Here is a 10,736-nt window from a genome sequence, read left to right as displayed (position 1 = left end):
CCCGTGGTACGCCAGCGCCCAACCAGGACCGCCGGCGAGCCGGGCGTGGTCGGAGTCCACCGCCTCGCCCTCGTCGAGCACGGTGCCCCAGGCCAGGTACGGCACCCACGAGTACTCGCTCATGAACTCGGGCAGCTGCAACGTCACGTACAGCCCGTCACCGTGTTTCCTGGCGATCTCGTTGCCCTTGGGGCCCAGCGCACCGACGAGGATGGGGACCTCCACCGGACGTGCGGGGGCGTGGCCGTCGGGGTGCAGCATGCGCATTCGCCTGCCCTCCCACTCGACGGTCTCGCCGCGGAGCAGCCCGCGGTACGCCGTGATGTAGGCGTCCATGAACGACCAGCTGATCGCCGGGTACCCCATCGCGCGGCGGCCGGTGAAGCCGGTGCCGAACGCGACCGCGACGCGGCCGGGCGCGAGGGCGGCGAGCGTGGCGGTCGCGGCGGCGTTGACCATCGGGTGCCGCAGGCTGGGGACGAGGACGCCGGGGCCGAGCCCGATGCGGTCGGTGCGCTGGGCGGCCAGGGCGAGGGTCATCCACACGTCGGGGCTCTGCTGCGGGGTGTCGTAGACCCACGCGCGGGTGTAGCCGAGGCTCTCGGCCAGCGCGATGTTGTCGGGGGAGTCGAGGGCGGTGGGGAAGGCGCAGGCGATGTCCATCAGATCCTCCAACTGGGTGGTGCTCAGGGCAGGCCGGCGTGCGGGACCTCGACCTGGGTCGCAAGCAGCGCGGCCTCGCGGGCGGCGCGGCGCTCGTGCTCGGCGAAGGACGGCGCCGAGCAGGCGAACAGGGTGCGACCGTCCTCCCCGCCGAGCATGCAGGCGTAGACGCCCATCGGGGCGGCGACCTCCTCGAGGATCTCGCCGCCTTCGCGGACCCGGAGAAGCCGGGCGTGCAGTGCGTCGGCCACCCAGATGGCGCCCTCGGCGTCGGCGCAGATTCCGTCCGGGGCGACCTCGAGCTGCCCCAGCGCCGGCTCGACGTCGTCGGTGTCCGGTGGTTCGCCGAACCGGGCCCACACCCGCTGGTTGGTCAGGGTGCCGTCGTCCTGGACGTCGAAGGCGGAGAGCCGGGCGGCGAAGGTCTCCGCGACGACCAGAACGCCGCCGGGCAGGATCACGGCCCCGTTGGGGAAGCCGAGGCCGTCGGCGGCCTGGTGCACGCTGCCGTCGGGGTCGACCCGGGTGAGCGTGGTGTCGCGCAGGGGAGCGCCGCCCATCAGGTCGAAGCCGAAGTTGCCGACGTAGGCCCGTCCCCGCTCGTCCACGACCATGTCGTTGAGCGCCGCGGGGACGGCGTCGGAGAGGTCCGCGTACTCGCTCAACCGCCCGGTGTCGTCCCGGACCAGGATCCGGCGGTCCCGCATCGAGACGATCAGCGCACGTCCGTCGGGCAGGAAGCCGAGTCCGGACGGCTGGCCGGGCACCTCCGCCACCACCTCGGTGCTGCCGCGGCCGTCGGTCGCGAGGACCTGGTTGGTGTAGAAGTCCGACAGCCACAGCCGCCCCTGGTGCCACCTCGGGCACTCCAGGAACGAGAAGCCCTCCAGCACGACCGTCAGGTCCCGGACGAACGCCATTGTTCTCACCTCGCCACAGCCGCGGGTATAACTAAGCGCATAGTTATCCGCCGGGGGACCGGTGTCAAGAGTGAGGTGGGGAGCGATGGTGGCCAGGCGGAGCCGGAGTGGTGGCCCGAGCAAGGCGGTGGCCGTGCCCGCCGACGACGGCGCGGCCGACCTGTGGCGCGACGGCACCTCGGAGGCCGTGCGCGCTCTGCTCGTCTCGGCGGTGCAGTGCTTCAGCAGCAAGGGTTTCCACGCGACGACGACGCGGGACATCACCGCCGCTGTCGCCCTGAGCCCCGGCGCGCTGTACGTGCACTTCTCCTCGAAGGAGGACGTCCTGTTCGAGATCGTGCGCACCGGCCACGAGCGCGCCCTCGACGCCCTGCTCGCCCAACCCGACGAGGGCGACCCGGTCGACTACGTGCGCAGGCTGGTGGCAGGCCACGTCGCCTGGCACGCGCGGTACCACACGGTGGCGCGGGTCTGCCAGTACGAGCTGGCCGCCCTCGAGCCCGAGCACCACGCGGTGGTGCTGGAGCTGCGGCAGCGGTTCAGTGCCCTGCTGCGCTCGGCGGTCGGCCAGGGGGCGCGGGTGGGCGCATTCGATGTCGCCGACGTCAACCGAGCGGTGCGTGCCCTGCTGTCGCTGGGCATCGACCTGGTCCGCTGGTACCGACTGGACGGCACCGACGACCCGGACGAGCTGGGCGACTTCTACGCCGACCTCGCCCTCCGCATGCTCGGCGCGGCGCGGTGACCGCGACGAGCATGCGGCCGGCGGGTTACCTCTGGTCCGCGGGGCGTCGGACTCCGCGCCGCCTGGCGGCGTAGGGGAGCACGTACAGGTTCACCCCGCTGAGGAAAAGCAGGGTGAGCGGGAGCAGCGGCAGGTAGGACACCCAGGCCGCGGCGTTCTCCTGCGCGAGGGCGACGGCGGTGACGACGACGGTCACCGTGAAGAGGACGGCCAGCCAGCGGTGGGTCTGTCGGACGGTCTTGTTCCAGTTGAGGCTCATGGCCGGTGACGGTAGGGGCGTGCTCGGCGGCGGTGCTTCTTCATTCCTGACCGGTCTCGGGTGACAGCCGAGGAGACAGGTCAGTAGTCGTCGCGGCCGGTGAAGCGGCGTTCCAGTTGTTCGGCTCCGGAGGCGACGAGGTCCAGGGGGTCGGTGAACTCGTTGATGTCGAGGTTGATCAGCGGGAGGGAGTGGCGCAGCACGAGGTGGTCGCCCATCAGGACGATGCCGCCGACGACGATCGTGTTGCCGGCCTCGGTGAGCACCTCACGCAGGTCGACCTGGTCGACCCGGGCGAACGGGGTCGCGATCTGGACCCAGTCCTCCTTCTGGTCGAGGACCTCGTGCGCCACCACCATGATCTGCTGCCGCCCCAGGACGTCCTCCTCGTCCTTGGCGAACGACACGCGGATGCGGACCTCGTCCGGCTGGTACAGGATCACGTCGTAGCTGTACCTGATGTACGCGACCAGATCGCCCCAGTCCGCCAAACGACTCTCCGCCCTTCGTGCCGGCCCGGCCAGGAGTCTACTGGGCGGGCAGCCGTACGCGGGGCACGTCGGTGCGCACCGCGTACCACTTGTCGAACTCCGCTTGGACTGCCGGGTCGGAGATGCCGTGGCGGTGCAGTGCCGCCATGTCGATGAGGTTCTTGTCCGCCCTGGACATCGACCCGGTCACATGTGACAGGCATTCGGCGACCAGCGCGTCATGGGAGGACGGCCCCAGTGACAGGTCGCGGTTCTCCGCCTCGGCGTAGTCCTCGGCGACGTTCATGACCGCGGTGGCAGGGGACACGTGGCCTCGGGCCACCGCCAGGTCCCAGGCCCACCGGGCATAGGACAACCACCGCATCCGCTCCTCGAGGTCGTCGATCGACCAGGTCTGGGCGCTGATCATGTAGCAGACGTGGAGCCACCACTCGGCGCGCTCCGCGCCGGCCGGCTCGTTGGCCGCGAACCAACTTTCCCGCAGGTCCGGCGTCGGCGTCTCCACGTCGGCATAGCGGAGGATCAGGTGCCACTGTCGCTGGAACGCCGAGCGGATCGAGGTCACCGCGCCGGTGGACGGGTCGACGTCGACGGCCATCTCCGACTCGGGCGCCAGGTAACCATCTCGGGACTCGGCGAACCGCATTCCGGTCGCGGCCCGCAGGTCCTCGAACGGCAGACCGGGTGCGAGCTCGGCCACCGGCACGGCGAACCAGAACCCCTGCACCGGCAGGGGAGCCTCGCGCACGACCCAGTGGAAGCGCACCGACCCGTAGTCCCAGATCAGGTCGTCGCCCCAGGGCTCGGCCACCAGCGGTGGTCCGGCGGCCCGCCGGATGACGTCCGGGTCCAGTCCCTCGTCCAGCCCGAGCACCGTTCCCGTCCGCACCACCTCAGCGAAGAAGTCCACCGCGGGACGGTAACCAACCCCGTCGCGCCGGGGCTCACCAACCGCCTAAGGTCGTAACCCACAACCAGGTCGAGGGGAACGGGTCGATGGGCGCACTGGAACAGCGGTGCGGGACCCTGCTGTCCTGGCTGCGGAACGGCTCGCCGCGGGGAAGTACCTACCTGGCACTGGACCCGGCACGGGTGCACCCGCGCCCCTCCGAACAGGCCTTCGCCTCGCGGGCGCACTACTTCAAGGTCCGTGTCCACGAGATGCGCCTGTCCCACCGGCGCCGCTGGTTCGCCACCTACGACCCGCTCGTCGTGACCACCACGGGGTTCCGCTACGACGGCGAGCCGAGGACCGTGCCGTTCACCATCGGACCCGCGCTGCTCCACGAGCACGTGTCCGACGTGCCGGGCGGGTTCCGGTTCGGCGACATCACGGTCGCGGGCCCGCACCCCTACCAGGGCGGCGTCCTCGAGGTGACGCTGGTGCTCTACCGGCTCCGCGCCGACCACGCCGTCCGCCGCCTCCTGTCGATGGTCGACTCCTGCTCCCGGCTCGCCGACGTCACCGCGTCGATCGGCACGCACCTGAAGGTCGCGAGCCTGGTGCTGGACGGGTTGGACCACGTCCTGGGGCTGGAGGAGTCGGTGCCGCTGCTGGGCCACCGGATCGAGCTCGACCCGGTGGACGGCTTCACCGCCGGCCACCACGTCCTCGCGCTGGAGGGCGAGCTCGACCCGGAGACGTTGTGGGTGCGCGACAACCGGCTGCTGCGCGGGCGCACCGAGGACGACGCCCGCCCGGTGGACGACGCGGACTACGTCCTCTACAGCGTCGCCCAGGACGTCGAGCGCAACGACGTCGAGCAGCTGCCCTGGTTCCGGCCGCTCTGGGCCCGGGTCGTGCGCGAGGCGGGCGTGCCAAGCGAGGACGCCTGGCGCGGCGCCAAGGCGCACATGGCCGTGCTCGCCGAGATGCTCGAGCTCAGCCCCGACCTCACCCGCGACCAGGCCCGGCGGCTGCGCGAGGAGCTGGTCGTGGACCTGCGCCACCTGCACGACCGGGCACTGGAGCTGGCCGAGCTCGGTCCGGCCGACGAGAACGGGGAGTTCGGCGCGCTGCGTCGGCACACCGTCGAGATCCTCGACCTGTGAGATGACCTGACGATGCGTGAGATGTCCTGCCGGCTGGAGTTCCTCAGCGACGACGAGGTGCGCTACCGGGACTGGACCCGGCGGGAGGCCGTCGGGCGGATCGACCGCACGGGTCTGCTCTGGCGCACCACCGAGTGGCTGTGCGCGTACCTCGCCGAGGGCGGCGACTGCACCCGCACCGAGATCGAGCTGCTCGGCCGGCATCTCTACGAGCTCGCGTTCGACCGCACCCCGCGTGACGGCAGGGACTCCGTGCGCCGCGGCTTCGAGGCCTCCTTCGACGCCTTCGGCCCGCTGCGCGAGGACCGGGCCAACCGGATGCGCATCGACCTGGTGTTCCACCAGAGCGCCGAGCGGGTCTGCCGCCTGCCGTGGGAGTTCCTGTTCAAACCGGACGACACCGGCGGTGGTCTGTTCCTCGCCGGCTGGAGCCGGCTCGTGCTCACCCGGCACGTGCCCGAGCACGTTCCCGCCGCCGGGGTGCCCGGTGACCGGCTCGCCATCCTCGCCGCCTACTGCCACCCCGAGGACCACGCCACGATCTCCTCCGGAAAGGTCGTGCTCGACGCGCTGGGCGACCTCGCGACCGCCGGCACGGTCGTCGTGGAGAGCGCGGACAACCCGACCTACGAGGAGCTGCGCGAGCGGTATGCCCGGGTGCGCCCGCAGGTGCTGCACGTCATCGCGCACGGCGAGGAGGACGGTGTGATCGTGCGACGTCCCCAGGCGGAGATCGACCGCGACGAGTCGCTGCGGCGGGCCGCGGTCCGGGCCGGTGACGAGGATCCCGGCCCGGTCCGCCGCAGCCGGACGGTGTCGGCGGACGACCTCATCGCGATGTTCGGCGACGACCCGCCCGAGCTGGTCTTCCTGCAGGCGTGCAAGGGCGACGCCGGGGCCAGGCAGGGGATGTTCTCCACCGCCCAACGGTTGGTGCGCGGACGCGTCGCCGCCGTCGTCGCGATGCAGTACGCGATCGTCGACCAGGACGCCCAGCAGTTCGCCGACCACTTCTACCGCAGGATCAGGGAGGGGCGGTCGATCGGCGACGCGGTGACCGCCGGACGGCGGGCGCTGGGGCAGCGCACGGGCGGCCGGGTGCACTGGGACGACCGGGCCTTCGGCACACCGGTGCTGTACCTGCAGCGGGACAGCGACGGCCCGCTGCTGCGCCGCCCGGACGGCGAGCGCGTCCACGCCGCGGCGCTCTCCCGGCCCGAGACGCGCCGCGCGGTGCCCGGCGGGTCGGTCGAGTGCCCGTCCTGCCAGGCCGTGACGACCGGCTTCTACTGCACGGCCTGCGGTGCGCCGGTCCAGTGCCGGGAGTGCGCCAACCCGGTCCCGGCCGCGGCGAACTTCTGCGGGCAGTGCGGGCACCCGGTGCACCGACCGGGCGAGCGGGCCGAGCGCCGGCCGGCGGTCACCACCAGCAGACCGCCCGTGCGCCCCGGGAAGGACGCCCCGCTGTGAGGCCGGCCGCGGAGTCGTGCGCCACCTGCGGCGTGCCCCTGAGCGACGGCCAGCGGTTCTGCGAACGCTGCGGGACCCCGGTCGGCGGCGGACCGGCTCCCTCCCGCGCACCCGACGTGGTGTCCCGGTTGCTCGCGAGCCACCGGGCCGACCCGCGTGCCGCCTGGTTCCACCTCGGCGCGGTCCTGCTCGGCCAGGACCGGTGGGAGGAGGCCAGGAGCGCGTTGGAGCGGGCGCGGGACGAGCCGGGCAGCGAGCCCTCGGACGCCGAGATCCGGGTGCTGCTCGCCTGGGCCCTGACCGGGCGGACCGAGCCCGGGGTCGCGCTGCAGGCCTACCTGGAGGCCGTGCTGCTCGACCCGTCGCTGGCGCCCGACGTCCTGCCGGCCGCGGAGGAGCTGCTGTCCGCCGAGGAGGCGCGGGTGCTCGGGCCGTGGATCCGCTCGACCTGGCTGCCCGGGATGCGTGCCGCCGTGCCCCACACCGGTGACGGGTCCGGTGCCGACCTCGACATCGCCGCGCTCGACCTGTTCCGCACCAGGCTCGCCGTGCTGGCCGGCGACGCGGAGGAGGCGTCCGCCGCGCTCGCCGACGCGTTGCGCGCCGGCACCCCGGCGGACTCGCTCGGCGCCCGGTCGATGCCCCCGCTGCGGGAGGCGGAGTGGGCGCTGCTGGTCGCCATGGCACTCCAGCTCACCGGCGACGTCGAGGGTGCGCTGCGTGCGGTCCGCCGCTCCCGGGAGGGGGCGCTGCCCGAGGCGGGGCCGTTCGGCGCGGCCGAGGCGCTGGTGGTCGAGGCCGACCTCACCGCCGACCCGCGGGAGGCCGACCTGCGGCGGTACGAGGCGGCCCGGTTGTTCGCCACCCGGGGCGAGCACGAACGGGCCATCGCGTTGTTCGGCCGCGCGGCACGCAGCTGGGGCGATGTCGCGGAGCTGCACTGGGCCTGGGCCGACTCGATCCGCGTCGCGACCTACCGGGCCAGCGGTCCCGCGGTCCTCGAGAGCTACCAGCGGATCGTGGACCGGTGGTGGGCGGGTACCGAGCTCGAGCTGCCGGACGGCCCGTCGGCGTGGGCGTACCTCGTACCGGGTTTCGCCTGCGAGACCCTGGCCTGGAACAGCCCCGGTCGCCCCCGCGACGAGCTGTGGCGGGCCTGCCTCTGGGCCGAGCGCGCGCTGGTCCTGGACGAGCGGAACCTGCCGGCGCTGCTGCTGCTCGCCAGGACTCACCGACAGCTGGAGAACTACGCGGTGGCCATGGTCTCGGTGCTGACCGCCCAGGCCACCGCGCCCGAGGGCTTCGCCGACGCCGAGGACGAGTACGCGAGCCTGCTCGACTACGTCATGCCGGACTCGGCACTGGAACCGCTGGCGGCGGCCGCGGAGCGGGCTGGGCCGGAGGACGTGCGGGGGCGGTGGGCCCTCGCCCTCGCGCTGGCTCGCGCTGGGCGGGAGACAGAGGCGACGGCGGAGCTGGACCTGCTGGAGCCCGACCCGGACGACCCCTGGCAGCTGTGGGCGCACGGCTGGGTGCCGCGCGTCTTCGGACACGACGCCGTCGCGGCGGAGCGGTTCGCCCGGCTGCGCGCGGTGAGCACCGAGGACACCGCGTGGACCTGGTTCCGCGCCTACGCCGCCTACGGGCTGGGTGAGCACGAGGCCGCGGCGGCGGAGATGCTGGCCGCGCTGCCGTGGGTCGATACGTCCAGCCACCGCCGGCACGACTACCTCGTCCTCGCCGGCCTCGCCCGGCTGGCCCAGGGCCGGCTCGAGGAGGGCGAGGAGCTGCTGCGCGAGGGGGCCGAGATCATCGGCGCGATCCGGGACGCCCGCGACGGCGCGACCGACCTGCGGGCCCTCGCGGCTCGCATGGGTGACGGGCCGGCTGCCGACGCGGCCGGTCGGCTGGTGGAGGTGTTCGAGCGGCGGGCCGTCGCGCTGACCGGGCGGCCGCTCGACGTCGACGGGGCCAGGGCGGAGATGGTCGAGGTCGCGGCCAGGGGCGAGGACCCGGCGGCGCTCACCGCGCGGGCGACGCTCGCTCGCCTGTCCTCGACAGCGCACCTCACCCACGCCATCAGCACCTACACCGGCCTGCTCGCCGAGCGCGAGGCGTTCCCCGAGGCCGTTCTCGGGCTGTGCCAGGTGGCGTTCGCCCACATCGACCACGCCTTCGGCAGGGGGGAGCCGGCCGTCGTACTGGAGCGGATCGACCAGCTCCGGGAACCGCTGACCGGGCTCGCCGACCCGAGGCTGGACGGCGTCGAGCTGAACCTCCAGGCGCGGGAGGCGCTCGCGCGGTTCTGGGCTGGGGAGCCGGACGCCGGCCGGGACCGGCTGACCGAGGTGCTCGAGGCCGGCGCCGGCCTCGAGTCCCCGGACGCGGAGCTCGCCGACTTCTGGGCGACCCTCCTGCCCGACGCCGAGGTGTACTGGCGGATCGTGGACATCCTCGACGGGGTGGCCGACGACCGGGTGCACGCGCTCGCCGGGCTCCTCGCCGGCCACGCGGACCGGTTCCTCGGCTGCGCCGACGACGATCCGGCGCCGGACTACGCCCCCTGCGAGGTCCGGCTGGGCAGCGGGCTGGTGCCGGTCACCGGTCTGCCGGGGAGCCCGCTCGTCACCTCGTCGCTGCTGGCTGTCTGCGACGAGGTCCAGGCGGCCCACGGGGTGCTCGTTCCGCTGGTGACCGTCTCCGAGGACCCGTCGCTGTCGGCGCACGAGTACGAGATCGACCTGTGGGGCGAGGTGTGCGGGGTACGCCACGTCGATCCGTCCACTTCGGACGTGGAGGGCGAGGTGGCCGCCGGTTTCCGCGCCGTTCTCGGCGAGAACCTGCCGGCGCTGGTGGTCCTCGACTCGGCGGACCTGTTGCGTGCGTCCTGGGTCGCGGAGTGGCCCGAGCTCACCGCTCCGGTCGACGGCGACGCGACCCTGCTCGTGCTGGCCGAGGTGTGCCGGGCGCTGCTGGCCCGCGGGCTGCCGCTGCGCGGCCGGGTCGTCCTGGAGGCGTTCGCGGCGAGCCCGCCGGGCGCCGAGGTGGAGGAGATCGTGGAGCGCTGCACCCACCTGCTCGAACCGGCCGTACCGGAGCCCGCGCCGTGAGCCCGGGGGTCCCGGTCCGGCTCGCGGTCCGCGAGGACCTGCTGCCCAACCGCGGCGGCGAGGCCCTCGCCCGGCACGCGGAGGCCGCGTTGACCGCGCTGCTCGACGGGCTGGGCGTGCCGCGGCCGGTCACGGTCACGGTGGGGTCGGCACCGCTCGGTGGTCCGGCCGTCGCGCTGTTCCGCGCCGAGGAGCAGCTGGGCTCCTTCCACGACAACGACCTCGCGGCGCTGTCGGTGCTCGGCGTCCGCCCCGCCCTCGGCGCCGAGCTGATCGCCGGGATCGCCCGGCAGCTCGCCGCCGCCGACGTTCCCCGGCTGCTCGCCGAACCGCTCGACGAGGTCAGCCGGCACCTGCTCGACCTGTGGATCCGGGTGCCGGACCCGGCGCCGGAAGGGCCGCCGGAGGCGGTCGTGGCCGTGGTGCGGCCGGTCGACGTGCGGCTGCGGTTGGCGCCGGACTACCTGCGCGCGCTGACGCTGGTGCCGCACGAGGACGCGTTCCGCACGGTCCGGTGGCGGCTGGGCCGCCAGCTCGGGGTGACACCGCCCCGCCTGCGGCTGGAGGCGGCGCCCGAGCTCACCGGAACGCTGGTGCAACCGGTGGTCAACGACGTGGTGCTGTGCCCGGTCGAAGGGATGTCGGCGGACACGGTCCTGGTCGAGGCCACCACGGAACGGCTGCGCGAGGCCGGGCTCGAGGCCGAGCCGGTGGGACCGGACTCCCGGCTCGCGCTCGCTCCGGCGAGGCGGCGGGCCGAGCTGGCCGGCCACACCCACTGGACGGCCACCGAGCTCGTGGCCTACTGGTGGGAGTCGTTCGCGCCCACCGTCGCCTGGCGCGCCTTCGACGAGCGGGACGTGGCGTCGCTGCTGGACCGGCTGCGCCCGGTGCTGCCCACCACGGTCAGGCTGGCCGCAGGTCTCCCCTCGCCGTGGCTGACCGAGCGCCTTCGCGCCGCGTACCGCGAGAGCTCGCACCTGGTGTGCCTGCCGACCGTGCTGGAAGGCCTGGTCCGCAGCTGAG

At 73.7% G+C, this 10,736-nt stretch carries 10 protein-coding genes; 5 read left to right on the top strand and 5 right to left on the bottom strand.

What is annotated here, in order from left to right; translation table 11 throughout:
* Both BU204_RS07670 and BU204_RS07665 read right to left on the bottom strand, forming a co-directional pair.
* Positions 1 to 663 (bottom strand): LLM class flavin-dependent oxidoreductase (locus BU204_RS07670; RefSeq protein ID WP_075124878.1); only part of this gene is annotated, 663 nt, incomplete at its 3' end.
* Between the two features lie 23 nt (positions 664 to 686).
* Complete coding sequence (locus BU204_RS07665; protein WP_075124877.1) at positions 687 to 1,583, bottom strand: SMP-30/gluconolactonase/LRE family protein; 897 nt, start codon at positions 1,581 to 1,583, stop codon at positions 687 to 689.
* 85 nt (positions 1,584 to 1,668) lie between these two features.
* Here BU204_RS07665 and BU204_RS07660 point away from each other — a divergent pair, with 85 nt between their 5' ends.
* Positions 1,669 to 2,328 carry a TetR/AcrR family transcriptional regulator gene (locus BU204_RS07660; protein ID WP_075124876.1) on the top strand — a complete coding sequence of 220 codons (660 nt, stop codon included), beginning with the start codon at positions 1,669 to 1,671 and terminating at the stop codon, positions 2,326 to 2,328.
* Positions 2,329 to 2,353: 25 nt separating this feature from the next.
* On the opposite strand, the gene BU204_RS07655 is transcribed toward BU204_RS07660, so the two are convergent.
* The 3 genes from BU204_RS07655 to BU204_RS07645 form a co-directional block, all read right to left on the bottom strand.
* Positions 2,354 to 2,587, bottom strand: coding sequence for a hypothetical protein (locus tag BU204_RS07655; protein WP_075124875.1), 234 nt, complete (start codon positions 2,585 to 2,587; stop codon positions 2,354 to 2,356).
* A gap of 80 nt (positions 2,588 to 2,667) precedes the next feature.
* Positions 2,668 to 3,078 (bottom strand): hypothetical protein, encoded by a 411-nt coding sequence (locus BU204_RS07650; protein WP_075124874.1) that lies wholly within the window; start codon positions 3,076 to 3,078, stop codon positions 2,668 to 2,670.
* Positions 3,079 to 3,115: 37 nt separating this feature from the next.
* Positions 3,116 to 3,988: a hypothetical protein gene (locus tag BU204_RS07645; protein WP_075124873.1), complete on the bottom strand. Its 873-nt coding sequence runs from the start codon at positions 3,986 to 3,988 to the stop codon at positions 3,116 to 3,118.
* A gap of 86 nt (positions 3,989 to 4,074) precedes the next feature.
* Here BU204_RS07645 and BU204_RS07640 point away from each other — a divergent pair, with 86 nt between their 5' ends.
* The 4 genes from BU204_RS07640 to BU204_RS07625 are packed head-to-tail and all read left to right on the top strand — an operon-like array spanning position 4,075 to position 10,735.
* Positions 4,075 to 5,130 carry a hypothetical protein gene (locus tag BU204_RS07640; RefSeq protein WP_075124872.1) on the top strand — a complete coding sequence of 352 codons (1,056 nt, stop codon included), beginning with the start codon at positions 4,075 to 4,077 and terminating at the stop codon, positions 5,128 to 5,130.
* Between the two features lie 12 nt (positions 5,131 to 5,142).
* A complete protein-coding gene (locus BU204_RS07635; RefSeq protein WP_075124871.1) occupies positions 5,143 to 6,600 on the top strand; it encodes a CHAT domain-containing protein in 1,458 nt (485 codons plus the stop codon).
* Positions 6,597 to 9,710, top strand: coding sequence for a zinc ribbon domain-containing protein (locus tag BU204_RS39905; protein ID WP_075124870.1), 3,114 nt, complete (start codon positions 6,597 to 6,599; stop codon positions 9,708 to 9,710). Before BU204_RS07635 ends, BU204_RS39905 begins: the two co-directional genes overlap by 4 nt.
* Positions 9,707 to 10,735: a hypothetical protein gene (locus BU204_RS07625; RefSeq protein ID WP_075124869.1), complete on the top strand. Its 1,029-nt coding sequence runs from the start codon at positions 9,707 to 9,709 to the stop codon at positions 10,733 to 10,735. Before BU204_RS39905 ends, BU204_RS07625 begins: the two co-directional genes overlap by 4 nt.
* Position 10,736: the final 1 nt, after the last annotated feature.

This window comes from Actinophytocola xanthii, from assembly GCF_001921205.1.
Taxonomy (GTDB): domain Bacteria; phylum Actinomycetota; class Actinomycetes; order Mycobacteriales; family Pseudonocardiaceae; genus Actinophytocola; species Actinophytocola xanthii.
Note: the sequence above shows the minus strand (reverse complement) of the source record. Positions and strands in the feature narration are given on the sequence as shown.

What these genes read in the sequence shown, in the direction of transcription:
- BU204_RS07665 (WP_075124877.1), bottom strand. Translation starts at nt 1,583, where the DNA reads ATGGCGTTCGTCCGGGACCTGACGGTCGTGCTGGAGGGCTTCTCGTTC.
- BU204_RS07660 (WP_075124876.1), top strand. Translation starts at nt 1,669, where the DNA reads ATGGTGGCCAGGCGGAGCCGGAGTGGTGGCCCGAGCAAGGCGGTGGCC.
- BU204_RS07655 (WP_075124875.1), bottom strand. Translation starts at nt 2,587, where the DNA reads ATGAGCCTCAACTGGAACAAGACCGTCCGACAGACCCACCGCTGGCTG.
- BU204_RS07640 (WP_075124872.1), top strand. Translation starts at nt 4,075, where the DNA reads ATGGGCGCACTGGAACAGCGGTGCGGGACCCTGCTGTCCTGGCTGCGG.
- BU204_RS07635 (WP_075124871.1), top strand. Translation starts at nt 5,143, where the DNA reads ATGCGTGAGATGTCCTGCCGGCTGGAGTTCCTCAGCGACGACGAGGTG.